We start from the raw sequence: 20,885 nt of genomic DNA on the forward strand, positions 1-20,885 counted from the left end.
CCAAAAAATTGAGCGGACGGGGAAGACATGCGCGGCTCAGCCGCTATGGTTCCACTTGGAAGCAAAAAACTCCGGATCAGCCGGAGCGGATAAAACGGGAGGAATAATCGTGTTGTTGAAGAAACTTGCCTTCGCCACAGCGCTGACGCTGGCGGCCTTTACGGTGCAGGCGCAGGCCCAGGAGCCGCGCCACGGCGGGACGATCCGCTTCACGGCGCCTTATGGCGCGTCTTTCGTCAGCAATGACAGCCACGTCTCGAACCAGATCCAGGACGAGATCTACGGCTACGCGCTGCATGGCATGCTGTTCCGCTGGGATTCGAACGCCGGCAAGCCGATGCCGGAAGTCGCAGAAAGCGTCACGGCTTCGGCCGACGGCCTGACCTATACCCTCAAGCTGCGCGAGGCCTTTTTCCATAATGGTCGCAAGCTCACTGCTGACGATGTGATCTGGTCCTTCACCCGCATCATGGACGGATCGAAGAACTATCCGGGCGCCCTCTACGTCGCCCGTATCAAGGGTGCGACGGAGGTTCAGAAGGGCCAGGCCAAGGAGATCTCGGGCCTGAAGAAGGTGGACGATTCCACCGTCGAGATGACGATGACCGACAAGGTCGATCCGGGCTTCCTGTTCTACAGCGCGACCACTGCGATCCTGCCGGCCAAGGAGGCGCAGGAGCCGGACTTCTTCAACAAGCCGATCGGCCTGGGGCCGTTCAAGTTCGTCGAGCACGTGCCCGGTTCGCGCATGGTCTTCGATCGCTGGGAGAAGTACTACAAGCCCGGCAAGCCCTATGCCGACAAGCTGGTGATTTCGCCGATGGGCGAGGCAGCTGCACGCGACGTTGCCTTCCGCAACAAGGAGATCGACGTCTCGATCCTCGGTTCGACCCAGTATGTCGCCTACAAGGCCGATCCGAACCTCTCCAAGGGCATCCTGGAGGTCGCCGAGGTCTTCACCCGCAACATGGGCATGAACCCGGAGTTCAAGCCCTTCTCCGACAAGCGGGTGCGCCAGGCGATCAACCATGCGATCGACAGCGAACTCATCATCAAGCGCCTCGTCCGCGACAAGGCCTATCGCGCGGTAAGCTGGCTGCCGAGTTCGGTCCCGGCTTTCGACAAGGACGCCAAGCCCTACGCTTTCGATCCCGAGAAGGCCAAGAAGCTGCTCGTCGAAGCCGGCTATCCCGACGGTTTCGAGTTCGAGTGGACCGCGACGCCGAACGAAAGCTGGGGTATCCCGATCGTCGAGGCGACGATCCCGATGCTCGCCAAGGTCGGCATTAAGGTGAAGGTCAAGCCGGTCGAGACCTCGGCGCTCGGTGGCGTCGTCGCGAAGGGCGATTTTCAGGCCTATATCTGGTCCAACACCTCCGGCCCGGATGCGTTGACGCGGCTGAAGTGCTTCCATTCCGCCACGCCACGTTCCTCCTGCAACTACACCACCTTCAAGAACGCCGAATACGACAAGCTGATCGACGCGGCCGCGGCCGAGAGCGATCCGGCCAAGCAGCTCGGCATGCTCAGGAAGGCCAACGCCATGCTGCAGGACGAGGCTCCGGTCTGGTTCTTCAACTACAACAAGGCGGTGCTGGCCTATCAGCCCTGGCTGCGCGGCCTGCAGCCGAACGCGACCGAGCTCGCGCTCCAGCGCTACGAGGATCTCTGGGTCGACGCGTCTTCGCCCGCGGCGAAGTAAGCGCCTCCGCGGAGGTTCCCGCCAGCTCGAAGACATCCGTCATCCCGGATCGGTGCGGCCTCGCCGTCCGCCCGGGGTGACGGAGACTTTCGAGCCTTGACCTGAGTCCGCCTTGCGGCGGCGATCAGGAGTTGATCATGCTGCCCTATGTCGTCCGCCGTCTGCTGCAGGCCATCCCGATCCTGCTTGCGGTAGCGGGGCTTGTCTTCGTGATGTTCAGCGTCATTCCCGGCGATTTCGCCTCGACCCAGATGTCCGATGGCCGTTCGGTCGTCGATGCAGAGCAGGTCGCGCGCATGAACAAGCAATTCGGCCTCGACGATCCCCTCCATGTGCGTTTTGCGAAATACGCCGCGAAGCTTGCGACGCTCGATCTCGGCACCTCGTTCCGCACCCGCCAGCCGGTGATCAATTCCCTGCTCGAGCGGATCTGGCCCAGTCTGCAGCTGGCCGTCGCCGCAATGGTGTTCGCCATCGCCCTCGGCATTCCGCTCGGCTTCCTGGCGGCGCTGAAACCGGGCGGCTGGCTCGACATGCAATCGATGTTCGTCGCCGTGTCGGGCCTGTCCCTGCCGCAGTTCTGGCTCGGGCTGATGTTGATGTATGCCTTCGCGCTGGTTCTCGGCTGGTTTCCGAGCTTCGGCTATGGCGACGGCAATCCACGCTATATCGTGCTGCCTGCGGTCGCGCTCGGCGTGGCGCCACTCGCGCTGCTGGCCCGCACGACGCGGGCTGCCGTGCTCGAGGTCATGAACGCGGACTTCGTCCGCACTGCTCGCGCCAAGGGCAACAGCGAGGTCCGGGTGATGCGCTGGCATGTGGCGCGCAACGCGATGGTCATCGTGCTGACGACGCTGGGCCTGCAGTTCGGCTCGATCATGGGCGGCGCCGTCGTGATCGAGAAGCTTTTCGCTTGGCCGGGCATCGGCTCGCTGCTGGTCGACAGCGTGTCGCTGCGCGACATTCCCGTTGTCCAGGCCTGCATCCTGCTGCTCGTGCTTTTCTTCCTCGTCGTGAACATCATCGTGGACGTGCTCTGCGCTCTGATCGATCCGCGCATCAAATATACCTAGAGGTTGGGCAGCAGATGAAATTCCGAGCCAATCTCTGGATCGGTGGCGTGCTCTTCGCCGCCGTCGTGGTCGGCGGGACGCTGGCGCCCTGGCTGGCGCATACCGATCCCGTCATGGATGCCAATCTGATGAATGCCGAGGTTCCGCCCGGCGCCGAGTTCTGGTTCGGCACGGATGCGCAGGGTCGCGACATCTACAGCCGGGTGCTCCACGGCGCCCGCATCTCGCTGACGGTCGGCATCGTCTCGCAGATGATCAACACGGTGATCGGCGTGGCGTTGGGCATGTCGGCGGGGTATTTCGGCGGCTGGTGGGACGATTTCGTCAACGGCCTGACCAACCTCATGCTGTCGATCCCCTCGCTGGTCTTCGCGCTCGCCATCATGGCGATCCTCCAGCCGGGCCTGACCAGCCTTCTGATCGCGCTCGGCCTGACCAACTGGTCCTATACCTGCCGGCTGTCGCGGGCTGCGACGCTGTCGATCAAGCAGCAGGGCTATGTCGAGGCGGCGCGCTCCTTCGGCTCGAGCAACCTGCGGATCATGCTGCTGCAGATCCTGCCCAACATCGCCGGCCCGATCATCGTCATCGGCACGCTCGGCATGGGCGGCGCCGTGCTGGCGGAGGCCGCGCTGTCCTTCCTGGGACTCGGCATCCGCCCGCCTTTCCCGAGCTGGGGCAGCATGCTCTCGGATGCGCGCGACCAGATCACCACAGCGCCCTGGATCTCGGTTTTTCCGGGTCTCGCCATCTTCATGACCGTGCTCGGCCTCAACCTTCTGGGTGACGGTCTGCGCGACATCCTCGACCCCCACTCGCAGCTTCGCAAAGCCTGATAGCAGAGCCTATGACCACGCCAGACCTGATCGATCCGCCGCTCGAGACCATTCGCTTCCATGGGCTGAAGGCCGGGCCGAAGCTCCTCGTGCTCGGTGCCGTCCATGGCAACGAAACCTGCGGGCCGAATGCGATCGCCCGCGTCGTCGAGGATTGCCGTGCCGGCCGCGTCTCGATTCAGCGCGGCGAGGTCACATTCCTGCCCGTCGCCAATCCGAAGGCCTATCGGCAGGATACCCGCGAGGGGGATCGCAACCTCAACCGCGACCTGCGCGAGCGGCCGCAACCGGTCGACAACGAGGACCGGATCGGCAATCGCCTCTCCGCCATCCTGCGCCAGCACGACATCCTGCTCGACGTCCACTCCTTCACCGGGGAGGGCGTGCCCTTCGTCTTCTTCGGACCGGAGGACAATCGCGGCGATCTCGAGCCGTTCCGCCATGGCCCGGCCGAGGCAGCCTTTGCCGCCAGCCTCGGCGTCGACCTGATGATCCATGGCTGGCTCGACATCTATGTCCGCCTGATCGCGGCGCGCGAGCGCCTGAACCTGCCCAGGCTGGCCGTGACGGAAGGCTACGGCACCACCGAGTTCATGCGCTTTGCCGGCGGCTATGGCGTGACGCTGGAATGCGGCCGCCATGACGACCCGACCTCGGTCGATGTCGGTTACAAGGCGATCCGCAACGTGCTCGCGCATGTCGGGCTGACGGACGAGGCCGCTCCGGCCGCCGAGAAGCGCCTCGTCGTCCATATGGACGATCTCGTCATCTGCGAGGCGGAGGGCGATCGCGTCGAGGGAACGTGGAAGACAGGCGACCGGGTCGCGAAGGGCACGCCCATCGCCCGCCGCGCCGACGGCAGCATCGTGGCGATGCCGCGCGACGGTTTCATCATCTTCCCCAATCCCAAGGCCAAGCCCGGCGAGGGCATCTGCTATCTCGGCAGCGCAAGCCACCGCCGGCCGTGAGATCAGGTCGCGTCGGTCACTGGACGACGCCGCGCTTCTGTCCGAAGCCGGGATGTAGCAGCCGCAGCCTGCGCCATAGGGCAGCGGCGGCGTCGGGCATTCTCCCCGGCCGGTGACGCAAATATTGCCGTAACGCGGCCTGTAGCGCGGCCGGTCGTATCCGTAACCGTAGGATGGCGGAGGCGGCCTGTCGTAGCCATAGGGCGGTGGCGGCCGGTCATAGCCGTAGGGCGGCGGGGGGCGATAGGGGTCGTAATACTGAGCGCCGGCCGGAATGGCCGACAGCAGCATGGCCCCGGCGAATGCCGAGAGGACCAGCCCGTGGCGCGACATGGTCTTCCCTTTCCATTGTCTCGCCGCGGCCAGTGGCCGGCGACGAGAGTGCGGCCGTTCTAGCCTGCGAGCGATGAACGGAAGCTGAGCCGCTTTCCGCCGGATCGTTAAAAGGCCCGGGATCGGGCTGACGGAGTCTTAGGCCCGTAGAGCTATTAAATAATACTATGCACCTGCTGATGAGGCCCCGCAGGCGAGCGACGCGGTTGCCCGCCGAAATCGAGATCGAGATCATCTCGCGTCTCTTCGCCGCCTTGCCGCAAATCCTCTGCATCGCGGCCGGCCTGATCATCGGCTCCGCCATCATGGCCGTTCAGACGGCCGAGCCGATCTTCTGGTGGCTCACCGGCGCCGGCGTGCTGACGACGATCGCGCGCATCGTCAACATCATCGGCTTCAAGCGTCGCGACCCCGCGCAGAAGCTGACGCTGGAAGAGGCGCGGCGCTGGGAGAAGGGCTACGCCTACACGGCCTTCGCGTTCACCGGCGTCATCGCGACCTTGACCATCACGGCCGCCTATCTCGGCCATCCCGGCGGCTTCGTGCTCAGCCTCGGCCTCAACATGGCGCTGACGGCCGGCTCATACCTGCGCACGCTGCGCTACTGGATCTGCGCCGGGCTTTCCTCGCTCGCCATCGGGGCTCAGATCGCCGCCTTCCTGCTCTCGGGCGATGCGCTGTACCAGGCGCTCAGCATCCTGCTCGCCGTCTATCTCTATTCGATCTTCGAAAGCTCCGATCACATCATCGGCCAGTTCGAGGAGCTGATGATGGTGCGGCGCGAGCTGGATTTCGCGGCCAGCCACGATCCGCTCACCGGGCTCGCCAATCGCAGGGGGCTGGACCGCGTCCTCGACGAAGCCTGCGCCGGGGGACAGGCGCTCGGCCTGCTCCTGCTCGATCTCGACGGCTTCAAGCAGGTCAACGACCGGCATGGCCATCATGGCGGTGACGATCTGCTCAAGCAGGTCGCTGCGCGGCTCCAGGGCGTCACGCGGCCGGGCGACGTCGTGGCGCGCCTCGGCGGAGACGAATTCGCGATCGTCGTGCGCGGAACCGACGATGTCGCGGTGCTGTCGGATGTGGCCGACCGGGCCTTGTCCGTTCTCCAGGCGCCGTTCACGGTGCTCGGCCAGTTCGCATCTGTCGGTGCCAGCGTCGGCGTCGCGGTCATGTCGGCGCAGGATTCGGAACGCTGGACGGTCGAGACCCTCAAGCGCTCGGCCGATCAGGCCCTCTACGGCGCCAAGCGCGCCGGCAAGGGGCGCAGCATGATCGCTGCCTAGGACGATGTCGCCCTGACCGGTGACGTCAGGCGGCCGATCAGGCAGGGTCTAGCGCGATCAGCAGTTCGCCGGCTGCCGCCGTCGCTCCCGCCTTCGTCGCGATGCGGGCGACCGTTCCGGCTATCGGGCTCTTCAGCTCCATGAAGAGCTTCATCGATTCGAGCACGGCGACGACCTGACCGGCGATGACGCTGTCTCCTTCGCCGACATGGATGGCCGCGACGGTGCCGGGCATGGTCGCACGGATGGAGTCTCCGCCATGTCCCTGCGCATCGCGCGCGGCTGCGGCTGCCACTACCGCGAGCATGATGTCGATGCGCCCCTCGAAGGTGCCGTGACGCAGGAAAATCCCGGTGCGATCGAGCACCGCATCGATCGACCGGCGCTGGCCGTCGAGCAGCACGGATCGCGATGTTCCACCGGCCGCGTCGTCGATGACGGCGATATCGAACTGTCGTTCGCCGATCGTCATGCGGAAGCCGCTGTCAAGCGCCTCTGCGCGCAACGGTCGTGCCTCGCCCGCCGACGTCAGTACGAGATGGCAGGCGCCAAGCCTGCCCGCCGGAGCGAGGACGCGGAAATTCGTCAGCGTGCCCCACGGTCCGGCCGGAACCTGCCCCCGGGTCGAAAGCCAGATCGCGGCGGCGATGGCGTCCCGTTCCGCGGCGTCGCCGGCCGAGGGCTGCCAGCCGCCAGGCCAGGTTTCCCCGATGAAGAGCGTCGTCGCCTCGCCATCCGCGAAAGCCGGCTCCCTCAACGCGTCGATCAGGAAGGGCCGGATCGTCGCCGGGCCGAGCACCGTCATTCGCTCGAGGCCATCGGCGAGCAGCCGCCGGGCGGCGTCACGGTCGGGGCCGTAGGCGATGACCTTGGCGAGCATCGAATCGTAGAAGGGCGAGACGGTGCTTCCGGTCTCGACGCCGCTGTCGACGCGCAGGCCCTCCGGCTCGCGCCAGAGCGCAATCGTGCCGGTATCCGGTCGAAAGCCTTCATCCGCCCGTTCGGCCGTCAGCCGCGCCTCGATGGCGTGGCCGGCGCAGGTGATCTCCTCCTGACAGCGCGGCAGGGTTTCGCCGGCCGCGATCCGGATCTGCCATTCGACCAGATCGAGCCCCGTGATCGCCTCCGTCACGGGATGCTCGACCTGAAGCCGCGTGTTCATCTCGAGGAAGAACACCTCCTGCGTCACGGCATCGACCAGAAACTCCACCGTGCCGAGATTGTCGTAGGAAATGGCACGCGAGAGTTTCAGCGCGTGCGCATGCAGCGCGGCGCGCGCCTCCGGCTTGAGGTTCGGCGCCGGCGCCTCCTCGAGCAGCTTCTGGTTCGAGCGCTGCACCGAGCAGTCGCGCTCGAACAGATGGACGATGTTGCCGTACCTGTCGCCGGCGACCTGCACCTCGACATGGCGCGGCCGCGTCACGAATTTCTCGATCAGCAGGCGCCCATCGCCGAAGGCGGCCTCTGCCTCGCGGCTGGCGGTAACGATGGCGCTGTCCAGCTCGGCTTCGGACTCGACCTTGCGGATGCCCTTGCCGCCACCGCCGGCCGAAGCCTTGACCATCACCGGCAGGCCGACGCGCAATGCCTCGCGCTTCAGCGTCTCGGGCGACTGGTCGGCTCCGTCATAGCCGGGAACGCCCGGCACGCCGGCTTCGCGCGCGATCTGCTTGGAGCGGATCTTGTCGCCCATCGCTTCGATGGCGCCGGCCGAGGGGCCGACGAAGGCGATGCCGTTCGCCTCGCAGGCGGCGATCAGGTCGAGACGCTCGGAGAGGAAGCCATAGCCCGGGTGGATCGCCTGCGTGCCCGTCGCGAGCGCCGCTTCGATGATGCGGTCGGCGCGGAGATAGGAATCGCGCGCAGGCGCCGGGCCGATACGCACGGCCCGATCGGCGAGTCGCACATGCAGCGCATCCTTGTCGGCGTCCGAATAGACCGCGACGGTGCGGATGCCGAGCTTGCGGCAGGTCCGGATGATCCGGCAGGCGATCTCGCCGCGATTGGCGATGAGGAGGGTGTCGAACATCAGATGCCTCGCCGGAAGCGCGCTGGAGCCGCATCCGTCATTCCGGGGCGCCGCGTAGCGGCGAGCCCGGAACCCAGAACCGATGCGGGAACAAGAAGGAGCGACGGGCCGATAGGCCTCGTTCTGTGAAGGCGTCGATTCTGGGTTCCGGGCTCATTGCTATGCAATGCCCCGGAATGACGGCGGAGGTTCCCGAGCATCGTCATCACATCCGGTAGACCGGCCGGGGGCCGGTGTCGCGGGCCTCGCCCGCCGAAAGAGCGAGGCACAGGCCGAGCACGTCGCGCGTCTGCTGGGGCTCGATGATGCCGTCGTCCCAGAGCCGGGCCGTGGCGTAATAGGGATCGCTCTGCTCCTCGAACTGCGCGCGCGTGCGCTTGTCGAGTTCGGCGATGGCGGCTTCGTCGCCCGAGCCCTTCAGGGACTGCCGGCGCAGCTCCGTCACCACCGTCGCCGCCACCTCCGGGCTCATCGTCGCGATGCGGGCATTCGGCCAGGAGAACAGGAAGCGCGGCCGGAAACCGCGACCGCACATGCCGTAATTGCCGGCGCCATACGATCCGCCGATCAGCACGGTGTATTTCGGCACGCGCGCATTCGAGACGGCATAGACCAGCTTGGCCGAGTGCTTGGCGATGCCGCCACGCTCGGCCTCGGTGCCGACCATGAAGCCGGTGATGTTCTGCAGGAAGAGGATCGGGATCTGGCGCTGGTCGCAAAGCTCGATGAAATGCGCGCCCTTGATCGCGGACTCGGAGAACAGCACGCCGTTATTGGCGAGGATGCCGACCGGGTAGCCGTGAATATGGGCGAAGCCGGTGACGAGCGTTGCACCGTAATCGGGCTTGAAGGCGCTGAAGGCGCTGTTGTCGACGATGCGGGCGATGACCTCGCTGATGTCGTAGGGCCGGCGCAGATCGGTCGGCACGATGTCGACGAGCTCCGCCGGATCGAGCCTCGGCGCGGCGGCCGGCTGTGGAGGCGGCGCGATGCGTCCGATCTCGCTGAGCGCACCGACGATCTCGCGCAGTTTGGCGAGGCCTTCCATCTCGCTCTCGACGAGATGATCGCTGACGCCGGAGACGAGCGTGTGCATCTCGGCGCCGCCCAGCGTCTCGCCATCGACGATCTCATGGATCGCTGCCTTCACGATCGGCGGGCCGCCGAGGTGGATGCGGCCGGTGCCCTTGACCATGATGACCTGGTCGGACAGCGCCGGGATATAGGCGCCCCCGGCCGTCGCGCCGCCGAAGACGATCGATATCTGCGGGATGCCCGCTGCCGACATCCGGCACTGGTTGTAGAAGCTGCCGCCGAAATGGTCGCGATCGGGGAAGACACGGTCTTGCTCGGGCAGGAATGCGCCGCCGCAATCCACGAGATAGAGGCAGGGCAGCCGATGTTCCTCGGCGATCTCTTGCGCGCGCAGATGCTTGCGGACCGTCTCCGCAAAAAAGGAGCCGCCCTTCACCGTCGCGTCGTTCGCGATCAGCATGCAGGCGCGCCCCGCGACTATCCCGATCCCGATGACGATGCCGGCGCCCGGTACTTCGTTGCCATAAAGGCCGTGGGCCGCCAGTGGCGACAATTCGAGGAAAGGCGTCTGTGGATCGAGCAGCAGATCGATGCGCTCGCGCACCATGATCTTGCCGCGAGACTCGTGGCGGGCGCGGAGCTTCTCGCCGCCGCCTTGGGCAGCGAGGCTATGGCGCTCGCGCAATGTCTCCAGCATGGCGGATAGCGGGGGAGGGGCCGTTGCAGCTTGCGATGCTGTCTCAGACATGGGCGCACTCCTCCAAAGCCGCCGTCATTCCTGGCGCAGCGAAGCGGAGACTCGGAATCCATCGAAGGGCATCGTGCTCTATGATGGATTCCGGATCAGCGCCGCTGTCGCGGCTTGTCCGGAATGACGGGTTTCCATCGATCCAAGGTAGAATGGGCGTCTTGATCTCGCTGCGACATTCACCTACCGTCCGGTAGGTAGTCAGATCGCGGCGCCGCGGTCAAGCAGGAGGACGTGATGTCGGCAGTCGAGAAGCTTGCAGGCGAAGGCGCCCGTCGTTCGCCCTATTTCACCGAGGAGCACGAGGCGCTGCGCGATCAGGTCCGCCGCTTCGTCGAGACCGAGATCAAGCCGCACGCCCTGCAATGGGAGGAGGACGGCTTCGTCCCGCGCGCCGTGCTGCGCAAGATGGGCGAGCTCGGCTTCTTCGGCATCCGCTACCCCGCCGAATATGGCGGCTCCGAGATGGACACGATGGCGACCGTCGTGCTGGCGGAGGAACTGGGACGCTCGACCTTCTCGGGCGTCGCCATCACGGCGCTGGTCCACACCGACATGGCCTCGGTCCATATCGCCAATGCCGCGAGCCAGGCCCAGAAGGACAAGTACCTGCCCGCCATCATCGCCGGCGAGAAGATCGTCGCTGTCGCCGTCACCGAGCCCGATGCCGGCTCGGACGTGAAGGGCATCCGCACCACCGCGCGGCGCGAGGGCGACCACTACGTCCTCAACGGCGCCAAGATGTTCATCACCAACGGCGTCCATGCCGATCTCTACTGCGTCGCCGCCAAGACCGATCCGCAGGGCCGGCCCTCGCAGTCGGTCTCGATCTTCCTCGTCGAGAAGGGCACGCCCGGCTTCTCGGTCTCTCGCGCGCTCGACAAGCATGGCTGGCGCTCGTCGGATACGGCCGAGCTGTCCTTCGTCGATTGCCGCGTGCCGGCCGAGAACCTGCTTGGCCAGGAAGGGCGCGGCTTCTACGCGATCATGAGCAATTTCCAGAACGAGCGCACCGTAATCGGCGCCATGGCGATCGGCGAGTCGCAGGCCGCCCTCGACCTGACACTGGACTATGTGAAGACGCGCAAGGCCTTCGGCGCGCCGCTCTGGGAGAAGCAGGCGATCCGCCAGCGCCTTGCGGAACTGGCGGGCAAGGTCGAGGCCGGCCGCCAGCTCGTTTACCATGCCGCCTGGCTCGATGCGCAGGGCTTCGACGCCACCCGCGAGGTTTCGATGGTCAAGGCCTACTGCGGCGAGCTGGTCAATGAAGTCATGTATGACTGCCTGCAGTTCCACGGCGGCATGGGCTACATGCGCGAAAGCGCTATCGAGCGCATGACCCGCGACGCCCGCGTCCAGTCCATTGGCGGCGGCGCGACCGAGGTCATGCTGGAAGAGGTCGCGAAGCGGCTGTGAGCGAAGCCCAAATCGCGCGGGCAGCACCCGAAGGTGGCTCGCGCCGCCTGATCCTCGACCACGCCGCGCGTCTGCTGCGCAATGGCGGCTATCACCAGACCACGTTGCGCGAGATCGCCGAGGCCGTCGGCATCCGCAAGGCGAGCCTCTATTACCATTTCGCCTCGAAGGAGGAGATCGTCGAGGCAGTGGTGAATGACGGCGTCCGCTTCGTGCATGAGGGCGTCGTCGCAGCGCTCGTTGCGACGGAGGGTGCGCCGCCGCGGCAAAGGCTGGAGGCGGCCATTCGCGGCCATCTCGCGGCGCTGCACGGCCATGGCGACTACACCACCGCCAGCATCAAGGTGTTCAATTTCGGCGCGGCGCCGGCGCCGGCGAGCGTGCGGGCCGTGCGCCGCGCCTACGAGGATGTCTGGAGCGAGTTGATCGCCGAACTGCAGCAGGCCGGCACGCTGCCGGCCGGGCGCTCGCCGGACGTCCTGCGCAATTTCCTGCTGGGCGCGCTCAACGGCTCGACCGACTGGTACCGGCCGGAGCGTTTCGAGATCGATGCGCTCGCGTGCGAGTTCGCGGCGTTGTTGTCGCCGATCTCATGAACGGGCCGTTCCGCCGTCCACGCAGAGGCGGGCCGCGCCGATGCTGCTGACGGGCGCCGCTGCCGTGCTAGCATCGCTCCGCGAGGCCGTTGGTTGCCTCGTTGTCTGACGAGGATGCTTCGCCTGATGCGCGCCTTCTACCACCCCGATCAAGCTCTTCATGATCCGCAGCAATATATGCGCTTCGGCAAGGTCGTCGCTCCCAAGGACCTGCCGGAACGGACCGAGCGGCTCCTCGGCGCGCTGGCGAAGCATGGCATCACGCCGGAGCAGCCGGCGGCTCATGGCGTCGATCCGATCCTGAAAATCCATGACGAGGGGTTCGTGCGCTTCCTCGAGGGACTGTGGGACCGCTGGAAGGACCTGCCCGAGCGCGGTCCTGAAGCCTGGCCCAACACCTTCCCCTATTGGAGCGGCCGTTCCGACGAGGATGTCCGCCCGCCCTGCCGCCCGACCGGCATCGTCGGACAGATGGGCTGGTATCTCGGCGATCTCTCGGTGCCGGTCGGCGAGCATTGCTGGCATTCCACGCTGCGCTCGGCCGAGACCGCGGTCTCCGGTGCCGATGCGGTCCTGTCGGGCGAGCGCGCGGTCTATTCGCTCTGCCGGCCCTCAGGCCACCATGCCCGTGCCGACCGGGCCTCGGGCTTCTGCTACATCAACAACTCGGCCGTCGCCGCACAGCACCTGCGCTCCAAATTCGGCAAGGTCGCGATTCTCGACGTCGATGCCCATCACGGCGACGGCACGCAGCAGATCTTCTATCGCCGCGACGATGTGCTGACGATCTCGGTCCATGCCGATCCGGTGAACTACTATCCCTTCTTCACCGGCTATGAGGACGAGCGCGGCAACGGGCCGGGCGAGGGCTTCAACCTCAACCTGCCGCTCGCGCATGGAGCGGGCGGGGCCGAGATGCAGGCTGCCGTCGACCGCGCCGGCAAGGTGATCCGCGATTTCGGCGCCGAGGTGCTGGTCGTCGCGCTCGGCTACGACGCGCACAAGGACGATCCGATCGGCGTGCTGAAGCTTGAGGCAGGCGATTTCGGCAGGATCGGCCGGCAGGTGAAGGGCCTGGGCCTGCCGACGCTCGTCGTGCAGGAAGGCGGCTACGCCATCGAGGCGATCGGCGATTGCCTCGATGCGTTCCTTGGCGGGTTCAAGGAATAGGGCTTCGGCGTCACTCCGCCAGGTAGTCGTGCAGCACCCGGCCAAAAGGCAGGGTGAAGTCGACGACCTGGTGGCGTGCGCTCACGATCCTCCGCACCGGAAAATCGGCGACCCGGCAGTTGACATGCGGGATGAGGTGCAGTCGCGCCTCGCCCTCCCAGGCGCCGTGGACCGTGATGTCGGTGAGGTTATAGCCGACGAGTTGCGCCACCTTTGGCGAGCCGTCGACATCGGGCAGCAGCTTCAGGTTGACGTTCAGCCCGGCAATGCCGTCGCGGACCTTGTCGAGCTGGTCCTCGAGGCTCCGATGCTTGTAGGTCATCGTGCCCATCGCCACGCGTTCGCCGTCATAATGCAGCGTTCCGGTCAGGGTATCTTTCATCACGCCGAGGCGCGGCACGCCGTATTTCTTGGGAAAGCCCCAGATCTCGCGTCCGCCGGTGATGGGCGGCTCGTCGTCGAGATACATCTGGACGGAGAAATTGCAGGGCTCGCCGTTGTAGATCGCCCGGATGCCGGTGCCGCTTTCCTCGTAATCGCCGAAGCCGGAAGAATCCGGCATCTTCATCCATTCATAAAAGACGAGGTTGCCGGGTGCGGGTTCGAGTGGCTCCGGCAGCGCGGCGCGGATGATCTCGAGGTCGGTCTCGTAGGTGATGATCAGATATTCCCGCTTGATGAAGCGGTTTGGCGGATGCGGGTAGCTCGGGCTGAAGACCGGCATCGACGGCGCCTTGAGGATCTCGTCCCGATTCATGCTGGTCGCTCCTTCTGGAAATCAGCGGCAACTCTGGCAGGGGCCCCGCGACAGATTGATGGTGACCGGATGAATAGGGAAGCTTCTCCTCACGGCTCGCGCAAAGATCACCCTCCACCCGTGTTCCTCGGGTGGAGGGTGCTTTGTCCCGAACGGCTTCTCAGATCACCGCTTCGATCAGGAACGGCCCCTTCTTCGCCAGCGCCGCCTTGAACAGGCTGGTGAACTCCTCGGCCGTCGTGGCACGCGCTGCTTCCACGCCCATGCCCTTGGCCATAGAGACCCAGTCCAGCGCCGGCTCGTCGATGTTCAGCATCAGCGTGGCGTTGCGGCCGAAATCGTTGACGCCGACGGCGCGCATCTCGCCGTGCAGGATCTGGTAGGTCCGGTTGGCGAAGACGACGGTGACGATGTCGAGGTTCTCGCGCGCCTGCGTCCAAAGCCCCTGCACCGTGTACATGCCCGAGCCGTCGGCCTGCATGCCGATGACCTTGCGGTCCGGGCAGGCCACGGCCGCGCCGATGGCGAGCGGGATGCCTTCGCCGATCGCGCCGCCGGTGAGCTGGATGTAGTCGTGCTGCGGCGCGCTGTGGCAGTCATAGTAGAAGCTGCGGCCCGAGGAGACCGACTCGTCGCAGACGATGCAGTTCTCCGGCAGCAGCGCCGAGACGATGGCGCAGGCCTTGTCGGCATCGAGCTTGCCGGTCGGCAGCGCCGGCTGCTCCTTGCGTGCCGGGGCGATGTAGGCGGGGGCGATCTTTGTCGCACCCATCTCCTCGGCGAGCGCGGTGATCGATGCCGGCAGGTCGTCGCCGGGGCTGGCCAGCGTCGCGACCTCGCAGCCGTCATGGATCAGGCGGCCCGGCTTGCCCGGATAGGCGAAGAAGCCGACCGGCGTCTGCGCGCCGACCAGCACGAGATAGTCGATGTCCTTCAGCTGCTCGAGCGCCTTGTCGATCGGATAGAAGACCTTGGGCATGGCGACGCGGCCGGCGCCGCGCTGGATCCGCCCGTTCGACATCTGGCTGAAGACCTTGGCACCCGTCGAAGCGCAGATGCGGGCCGCCATCTCCATCGGCTTCTCGCGCAGGGCAAGGCCCGTCAGCATGATCGCGGCGCGCGCGCCGTGTTTGCGCAGACCGGCCGCGACCGCGCGGATCGCGGCGGAATCGACGCTCTTCAATGCCGGCAAGGTCGTCGGCTTGAGATCGGCCGGCTCGACGCTGCCCCAGGCACAGTCGGCCGGCAGGATCACGGTGGTGACGCCCGGCAGCGTCAGCGAGGCGACATAGGCCTCGCCGATTGCCGGGCCGACATCCTCCGCCGTGGCGATGCGCCGGACGAAATGCGACATCGGATGTGCCAGGCTCTCGATGTCGCTGGTCAGCGGCGCGTCATGGACGAGATGGTAGGTCGCATGGTCGCCGACGACGTTGATCATCGGCGTGCGGGCGCGCCGCGCATTGTGCATGTTGGCCAGCGCATTCGCCATGCCCGGCCCGCAATGCAGCAGCGTGGCGGCGGGCTTGTCGGCCATGCGGGCATAGCCGTCGGCTGCGCCGGTCACCACGCCCTCGAACAGGCCGAGCACGCAGCGCATCTGCGGCTTGCGGTCGAGCGCCGCGACGAAATGCATCTCGGACGTGCCGGGATTGGCGAAGCAGGTATCGACGCCGTTGATCAGGAGCGTGTCGCAAAGGCGGTCGGCGCCGTTCATACTGGAAACCTCGACTCGAAAGGGCGCCCTTGCGCCAGCGGGCGAGAGGGGAGGAAATTCCTCCCGCCCTGTCAAACGAGAGAATGTCATGGCTTTCCCAAGCGACGCTGATCGGCCGCTTTACGGATTTGCATATGCATTTAACCTGATTTGGAACGAAGGTTGCATCCCGCCGCGAATGACGCTGTCTAGCGTCCTGAGTGGCGCGTTCGCCGCAGAACAGGGGAAGGGTTTCGATCATGGCAGCATTCAAGCGCATGGGCGCCGCAGTCGGCTTTGGCCTCGCCGCGCTCCTGGCGGCGGGCGGCGCTCAGGCGCAGACCAAGGTGAATATCGGCATCTCCGGCTGGACCGGCTTCGCGCCGCTGGTTCTCGCCAAGGAAGCCGGCATCTTCGCGAAGAACGGCCTCGACGTGACGATCAAGAAAATCCCGCAGAAGGATCGCCACCTCGCCATCGCCTCGGGCGACATCCAGTGCGCCGCGACGACGGTCGAGACCTGGATCGTCTGGGATGCGGCCGGCATCAAGACCAAGCAGATCTTCCAGCTCGACAAGAGCTACGGCGCCGACGGCATGGCCGTGCGCAGCGGCGTCGGCTCGATCAAGGACCTCAAGGGCAAGACGGTGGCGGCCTCGGCGCCGGGCACCTCGCCCTATTTCGCGCTGGCCTGGTTCCTCAAGGAGAACGGCCTGTCGGTGAAGGATGTCAGCGTCGTCAACATGGAGCCCGGCCCGGCCGCGCAGGCCTTCATCGCCGGCCAGAACGACGCCGCCATGACCTATGAGCCCTATCTCTCCTCCGTCCGCGACAAGCCCGACGCCGGCAAGATCATCGCGACCACGCTCGAGTACCCGATGGTGATGGACACCTTCGGCTGCACGCCGGCCTTCCTCGTCAACGACAAGGCCGCGGCAGCGCTGACCCAGAGCTATTTCGAGGCGCTGGAGATGATCAAGAAGGACCCGGCCAAGGCCTATGAGATCATGGGCGCGGATGTGAAGCAGACCGGCGAGCAGTTCGGCAAGTCGGCCGCGTTCCTGCGCTGGTCGGATGCCGAGGGCAACAAGGCATTCTTCTCCGGCGACTGGCAGGCCTTCTCGACCAAGGCCGCCGACCTGCTGCTCGAGATCGGCCTGATCAAGGCCAAGCCTGATCTCGCCTCGCTGGTCGACACGAAGTTCGTCGCCGGCAAGTGAACGCCGACGCGTGACGGAAGACATCCTTCCGGACGTCCTCGAACCCGGCCTGCGCGTCGTCTTCTGCGGCACGCAGGCCGGGGCCGTCTCGGCCCGCCGGAGAGCCTACTATGCCGGCCCCGGCAACAAGTTCTGGACGGTGCTTCACCAGACCGGGCTGATGCCGGTGAAGCTGGCGCCTGAAGAGTTCCGGAGCCTGCCGCGCTACGGCATCGGCCTCACCGATGTCGCCAAGCGAACCTCCGGCCCCGACTCGGCGCTGCGAGGCGGCCATTTCGACGTGGCTGGCTTCACGGCGCGGATTGCAGCCAGCACGCCCGGTATCGTCGCCTTCAACGGCAAGCGCGCCGCGCAGGCCGCGCTCGGAATTCGCGAAGGCCGTCTCGCCTACGGGGTTCAGCCCGGAAACCTGGCGGGCGCCAAAATCTATATCCTCCCCTCGACCTCCGGCGCTGCCGCCGGCTTCTGGTCGATCGAACCCTGGAAGCAACTGGCCATGGCCGTGACCGGAACGACAGCGCGATGAGACCTTTGCAACCCGTCTCCGCCACGGCCCGCATCGGCTATGGCCTGGCCTTCTTCGTGCTCTTCGTCGCGCTTTGGTCGGTCGCGACCTTCGGCGGCTACGTCCAGCGCCTCTTCCTGGCCGATCCGCTGACCATGGTCGCCGAGGGCTACAACCTGCTGGTGCGCTACGGCTTCAGCTTCGACATCATGATGACGATCTGGCGCGTCCTCGGCGGCTTCATCATCGCCGTCATCGTCGCCCTGCCTCTCGGCATCCTGATGGGTGCCTACAAGCCGATCGAGGCGTTCCTGGAGCCCTTCGTTTCCTTTGCGCGCTATCTGCCGGCCTCCGCCTTCATCCCGCTGCTGATCCTGTGGGCCGGCATCGGCGAGACGCAGAAGCTGCTCGTCATCTTCATCGGCTCGGTCTTCCAGCTCATCCTGATGATCGCGGTCTCGGTCGGCTCGATCCGGCGCGATCTCGTAGATGCCGCCTATACGCTGGGCGCGACCGACAGCTCGGTGGTGCGCCGCGTGATGTTGCCGAATGCGGCGCCCGAGATCGCCGAAATCTTCCGCCTCGTGCTCGGCTGGGCTTGGACCTATGTCATCGTCGCCGAGCTGATCGGCTCCTCGTCGGGCATCGGCCACATGATCACCGACAGCCAGGCGCTGCTGAACACCGGGCAGATCATCTTCGGCATCATCGTGATCGGCCTGATCGGGCTGGTCTCGGATTTCCTCTTCAAGGCGGTCAACCAGCGCCTCTTTCCATGGGCGCGCGCATGAGCAAGCTAGTCATCGAGAACGTCGGCAAGGTCTTCCCGGGCCAGCGCGGCGGCGAGCCGACGCGCGCGCTGATGCCGACCTCGCTCACCGTCGCGGACAACGATTTCATCACCATCCTCGGCCCCTCCGGCTGCGGCAAGTCGACCTTACTGCGCATCATCGGCGGGCTGGAGACGGCGAGCGAGGGGCGCATCATGCTGGACGGCGCCCCGGTCTTGGGGCCCGGCGCCGATCGCGGCTTCGTTTTCCAAAGCTACACGCTCTTTCCCTGGCTCACCGTGCAGCAGAACATCGCCTTCGGCCTGCGCGAGAAGGGCGTTTCCGAAACGCAGCGGCTGAAGATCGCTCGCGACTGGGCGGCGCGCGTCGGGCTTTCCGGCTTCGTCGACCATTTCCCGAAGCAGCTTTCGGGCGGCATGCAGCAGCGCACGGCGATTGCCCGTGCGCTCGCCAACGACCCCAAGATCCTGCTGCTCGACGAGCCCTTCGGCGCGCTCGACAACCAGACGCGTGCGCTGATGCAGGAGATGCTGCTCGGCATCTGGGAACGCGAGCAGAAGACGGTCCTCTTTGTGACCCATGACATCGAGGAGGCGATCTTCGTCGGCTCCCGCGTCGTGGTGATGAGCGCGCGTCCGGGGCGGATCAAGGCCGACATCCCGGTCAACCTGCCGCATCCGCGGCCCTACACGATCAAGACCACGCCGGAATTCGTCTCCCTCAAGGAACGGCTGGTCGAGGAAATCCGGGCCGAGGTCATCGCCGCCGACCACTAAGCCGGTTGACAGATTGTCGCACCTTTGTTTCCCTCGCCTGAATTGGCCTGACCACATGGCCAAAACGACCCCGGCACGAACCGGGGTCATCGAGAGGGAACCGGGGAGCCGTCCGTGCCGATCGAGGCCGTCGAGACGTCACGCCTGTATCGTCAGATAGCCGACCAGCTTCGCCATCTCATCGAGAGCGGCGAGTTCCCGGTCGGTAGCCGGTTGCCGTCCGAGCGCGAGCTTGCCGACAAGCTCGGCGTCTCGCGCCCATCGGTCCGCGAGGCGCTGATCGCGCTGGAGGTCGAGGGCCGGGTCCGTATCCGGATGGGATCGGGCGTCTATGTCGTCGATCCGCCGGTTCAGGCCATCGCCCGGCTCTGGAGCGACCGGCCTCCCGAAGGCCCGTTCGAGGTCCTGAAGGCGCGCGAGCTGATCGAGAGCGCGATCTGCTCGGACGCCGTGGGCCTTGTCGAGCCCGCCGATATCGCGGCTCTCGACATGGTCCTGGAGCAGATGGCCGCATCGGGACTGAGCAGCGACAATCTCGTCGCACTCGACCGCTCCTTCCACGTCGCGCTGGCCGGCATTCTCCGCAACGGCGTGCTGGTCCGTTGCGTCGGCGATCTCTTCGACCAGCGCATCAGCCCGTATTTCCGGCAGCTTGCCCGCTATTTCGAAAGCCCCGACTCGTGGCGCCGCGCGGTGGCCGAGCACCGGGCGATCCGCGATGCTTTGGCGCGCGGCGACGGGGCGGCGGCGCGCGAGGCGATGCGCCGGCATCTGCAGAACTCACAGGAACGCTTTTCGCAGAGCTTCGGCGATGCAGGAAAGAGCAACGGGCCGGCCGGCGCCAAGGCCGGCCCGAACCAGAAGAACGGGCGCATCACGGGATTGAAACGCAAACAGGGAGAAGCCCGATGAAGACCTATCTCACCGTGGCCGCGCTCGCCGCCGGCCTCGGCCTGCTCGGCGCGCCCGCGCAGGCGCAGACCAAACTGAAATGGGCCCATGTCTACGAGACGTCGGAGCCGTTCCACACCGAGTCCGTCTGGGCGGCCGACGAGTTCAAGAAGCGCACCAACGGCAAATACGAGATCACGGTCTATCCCGCCTCGCAGCTCGGCAAGGAGACCGACATCAACCAGGGCCTGACGCTCGGCACCGTCGACATCATCATTTCCGGATCGAGCTTCGCGGCACGCGCCTATCCGCCGATCGGCGTGACCTACTACCCCTTCACCTTCCGCAATCCCGAGCATCTCCTCGCCTACACCAAGACCGACATCTTCAAGGAGATGGCGAAGGGCTATCAGGAGAAGAGCGGGCACCAGATCGTCGCTGTCAGCTATTACGGCACGCGCCACACCACCTCGAACAAGCCGATCAAGGCCTGCGCCGACATGAAGGGGCTCAAGATCCGCGTGCCCGACGTGCCGGCCTATCTCGCCATGCCGCGCGCCTGCGGCGCCAACACCGCGCCGATCGCCTTCGCCGAGGTCTATCTCGCGCTGCAGAACGGCACGGTGGAGGCGCAGGAGAACCCGCTGACGACCATCGAGGCCAAGAAGTTCTACGAGGTGCAGAAGCACATCGTCCTGACCGGCCACATCGTCGACCACCTCAACACGGTCGTCGCCAAGCAGCTCTGGGACAAGCTCTCGCCTGAGGATCGCAAGATCTTCACGGACGTTGCGCAGGAGGCGGCCGAGCGCACGACCAAGAAGATCCAGGCCGATGAGGTGAAGCTGGTCCAGCTCTTCAAGGACAAGGGCCTGACCGTGACCGAGATCGACAAGGCCGACTTCCTCGCCAACGTCCAGAAGAACGTCACCTTCGAGCAGTTCGGCTACCGCAAGGCCGACTGGGATCGCATCCAGGCGATCAAGTAAGGCGGCTGTCGCCCAGCTCCGCGGCCCGGCGGCGACTGCCGGGCCGTCTCTCACCCTTGTCGATCCGA

General features: G+C 66.0%; 18 protein-coding genes. 14 read left to right on the forward strand and 4 right to left on the reverse strand.

The window, feature by feature from the left end; all coding sequences use genetic code 11:
* Positions 1-115: 115 nt before the first annotated feature.
* The 5 genes from AC2FAN_RS11750 (at position 116) to AC2FAN_RS11770 (ending at position 6,198) form a co-directional block, all read left to right on the forward strand.
* A complete protein-coding gene (locus tag AC2FAN_RS11750; RefSeq protein WP_485174572.1) occupies positions 116-1,702 on the forward strand; it encodes an ABC transporter substrate-binding protein in 1,587 nt (528 codons plus the stop codon).
* A 137-nt stretch (positions 1,703-1,839) separates the two neighbouring features.
* Positions 1,840-2,775, forward strand: a complete 936-nt coding sequence (locus AC2FAN_RS11755) for an ABC transporter permease (protein ID WP_265052093.1) — start codon at positions 1,840-1,842, stop codon at positions 2,773-2,775.
* A gap of 14 nt (positions 2,776-2,789) precedes the next feature.
* Entirely contained in the window at positions 2,790-3,611 is an 822-nt protein-coding gene (locus tag AC2FAN_RS11760; protein ID WP_476804684.1) for an ABC transporter permease, read from the forward strand.
* 11 nt (positions 3,612-3,622) lie between these two features.
* Complete coding sequence (locus AC2FAN_RS11765; protein ID WP_476804685.1) at positions 3,623-4,579, forward strand: succinylglutamate desuccinylase/aspartoacylase family protein; 957 nt, start codon at positions 3,623-3,625, stop codon at positions 4,577-4,579.
* 539 nt (positions 4,580-5,118) lie between these two features.
* Positions 5,119-6,198 carry a diguanylate cyclase domain-containing protein gene (locus AC2FAN_RS11770; protein ID WP_476804686.1) on the forward strand — a complete coding sequence of 360 codons (1,080 nt, stop codon included), beginning with the start codon at positions 5,119-5,121 and terminating at the stop codon, positions 6,196-6,198.
* Positions 6,199-6,235: 37 nt separating this feature from the next.
* Here the strand turns inward: AC2FAN_RS11770 and AC2FAN_RS11775 are convergent, their stop codons facing one another.
* Both AC2FAN_RS11775 and AC2FAN_RS11780 read right to left on the reverse strand, forming a co-directional pair.
* Positions 6,236-8,227, reverse strand: coding sequence for an acetyl/propionyl/methylcrotonyl-CoA carboxylase subunit alpha (locus AC2FAN_RS11775; RefSeq protein ID WP_485174177.1), 1,992 nt, complete (start codon positions 8,225-8,227; stop codon positions 6,236-6,238).
* A gap of 205 nt (positions 8,228-8,432) precedes the next feature.
* A complete protein-coding gene (locus AC2FAN_RS11780; protein WP_485174179.1) occupies positions 8,433-10,010 on the reverse strand; it encodes an acyl-CoA carboxylase subunit beta in 1,578 nt (525 codons plus the stop codon).
* Between the two features lie 237 nt (positions 10,011-10,247).
* On the opposite strand from AC2FAN_RS11780, the gene AC2FAN_RS11785 reads away from it, so the two are divergent.
* From AC2FAN_RS11785 to AC2FAN_RS11795, 3 genes are all read left to right on the forward strand, one after another.
* A complete protein-coding gene (locus AC2FAN_RS11785) occupies positions 10,248-11,426 on the forward strand; it encodes an acyl-CoA dehydrogenase family protein (RefSeq protein ID WP_485174181.1) in 1,179 nt (392 codons plus the stop codon).
* Positions 11,423-12,022 (forward strand): TetR/AcrR family transcriptional regulator, encoded by a 600-nt coding sequence (locus AC2FAN_RS11790; protein WP_485174183.1) that lies wholly within the window; start codon positions 11,423-11,425, stop codon positions 12,020-12,022. Before AC2FAN_RS11785 ends, AC2FAN_RS11790 begins: the two co-directional genes overlap by 4 nt.
* 126 nt (positions 12,023-12,148) lie before the next feature.
* A complete protein-coding gene (locus tag AC2FAN_RS11795; protein WP_485174185.1) occupies positions 12,149-13,192 on the forward strand; it encodes a histone deacetylase family protein in 1,044 nt (347 codons plus the stop codon).
* Between the two features lie 10 nt (positions 13,193-13,202).
* On the opposite strand, the gene AC2FAN_RS11800 is transcribed toward AC2FAN_RS11795, so the two are convergent.
* Complete coding sequence (locus tag AC2FAN_RS11800) at positions 13,203-13,949, reverse strand: acetoacetate decarboxylase (protein WP_476804691.1); 747 nt, start codon at positions 13,947-13,949, stop codon at positions 13,203-13,205.
* Between the two features lie 160 nt (positions 13,950-14,109).
* Entirely contained in the window at positions 14,110-15,666 is a 1,557-nt protein-coding gene (locus AC2FAN_RS11805; RefSeq protein ID WP_485174187.1) for an acetolactate synthase large subunit, read from the reverse strand.
* Between the two features lie 239 nt (positions 15,667-15,905).
* Here AC2FAN_RS11805 and AC2FAN_RS11810 point away from each other — a divergent pair, with 239 nt between their 5' ends.
* The 6 genes from AC2FAN_RS11810 to AC2FAN_RS11835 all read left to right on the forward strand — a co-directional run bounded on the left by AC2FAN_RS11810 (position 15,906) and on the right by AC2FAN_RS11835 (position 20,817).
* Positions 15,906-16,865 carry an ABC transporter substrate-binding protein gene (locus tag AC2FAN_RS11810; RefSeq protein WP_485174189.1) on the forward strand — a complete coding sequence of 320 codons (960 nt, stop codon included), beginning with the start codon at positions 15,906-15,908 and terminating at the stop codon, positions 16,863-16,865.
* A gap of 10 nt (positions 16,866-16,875) precedes the next feature.
* On the forward strand, positions 16,876-17,391 hold the full coding sequence (locus tag AC2FAN_RS11815) for a mismatch-specific DNA-glycosylase (RefSeq protein WP_485174191.1): 516 nt from the start codon (positions 16,876-16,878) through the stop codon (positions 17,389-17,391).
* Positions 17,388-18,161 (forward strand): ABC transporter permease, encoded by a 774-nt coding sequence (locus tag AC2FAN_RS11820; protein ID WP_476804693.1) that lies wholly within the window; start codon positions 17,388-17,390, stop codon positions 18,159-18,161. Before AC2FAN_RS11815 ends, AC2FAN_RS11820 begins: the two co-directional genes overlap by 4 nt.
* Positions 18,158-18,937, forward strand: coding sequence for an ABC transporter ATP-binding protein (locus AC2FAN_RS11825; RefSeq protein WP_265052108.1), 780 nt, complete (start codon positions 18,158-18,160; stop codon positions 18,935-18,937). Before AC2FAN_RS11820 ends, AC2FAN_RS11825 begins: the two co-directional genes overlap by 4 nt.
* 114 nt (positions 18,938-19,051) lie before the next feature.
* On the forward strand, positions 19,052-19,849 hold the full coding sequence (locus AC2FAN_RS11830; protein ID WP_485174194.1) for a FadR/GntR family transcriptional regulator: 798 nt from the start codon (positions 19,052-19,054) through the stop codon (positions 19,847-19,849).
* Complete coding sequence (locus AC2FAN_RS11835) at positions 19,846-20,817, forward strand: sialic acid TRAP transporter substrate-binding protein SiaP (RefSeq protein ID WP_265052110.1); 972 nt, start codon at positions 19,846-19,848, stop codon at positions 20,815-20,817. Before AC2FAN_RS11830 ends, AC2FAN_RS11835 begins: the two co-directional genes overlap by 4 nt.
* The last annotated feature ends 68 nt before the right edge of the window (positions 20,818-20,885 follow it).

Source organism: Allobosea sp. RIT-PG3_2 (assembly GCF_057321085.1).

Coding starts and splice junctions, on each gene's coding strand:
- AC2FAN_RS11755 (WP_265052093.1), top strand. CDS start 1,840: ATGCTGCCCTATGTCGTCCGCCGTCTGCTGCAGGCCATCCCGATCCTG.
- AC2FAN_RS11760 (WP_476804684.1), top strand. CDS start 2,790: ATGAAATTCCGAGCCAATCTCTGGATCGGTGGCGTGCTCTTCGCCGCC.
- AC2FAN_RS11765 (WP_476804685.1), top strand. CDS start 3,623: ATGACCACGCCAGACCTGATCGATCCGCCGCTCGAGACCATTCGCTTC.
- AC2FAN_RS11775 (WP_485174177.1), bottom strand. CDS start 8,227: ATGTTCGACACCCTCCTCATCGCCAATCGCGGCGAGATCGCCTGCCGG.
- AC2FAN_RS11780 (WP_485174179.1), bottom strand. CDS start 10,010: ATGTCTGAGACAGCATCGCAAGCTGCAACGGCCCCTCCCCCGCTATCC.
- AC2FAN_RS11785 (WP_485174181.1), top strand. CDS start 10,248: ATGTCGGCAGTCGAGAAGCTTGCAGGCGAAGGCGCCCGTCGTTCGCCC.
- AC2FAN_RS11795 (WP_485174185.1), top strand. CDS start 12,149: ATGCGCGCCTTCTACCACCCCGATCAAGCTCTTCATGATCCGCAGCAA.
- AC2FAN_RS11800 (WP_476804691.1), bottom strand. CDS start 13,949: ATGAATCGGGACGAGATCCTCAAGGCGCCGTCGATGCCGGTCTTCAGC.
- AC2FAN_RS11805 (WP_485174187.1), bottom strand. CDS start 15,666: ATGAACGGCGCCGACCGCCTTTGCGACACGCTCCTGATCAACGGCGTC.
- AC2FAN_RS11810 (WP_485174189.1), top strand. CDS start 15,906: ATGGCAGCATTCAAGCGCATGGGCGCCGCAGTCGGCTTTGGCCTCGCC.
- AC2FAN_RS11820 (WP_476804693.1), top strand. CDS start 17,388: ATGAGACCTTTGCAACCCGTCTCCGCCACGGCCCGCATCGGCTATGGC.
- AC2FAN_RS11825 (WP_265052108.1), top strand. CDS start 18,158: ATGAGCAAGCTAGTCATCGAGAACGTCGGCAAGGTCTTCCCGGGCCAG.
- AC2FAN_RS11835 (WP_265052110.1), top strand. CDS start 19,846: ATGAAGACCTATCTCACCGTGGCCGCGCTCGCCGCCGGCCTCGGCCTG.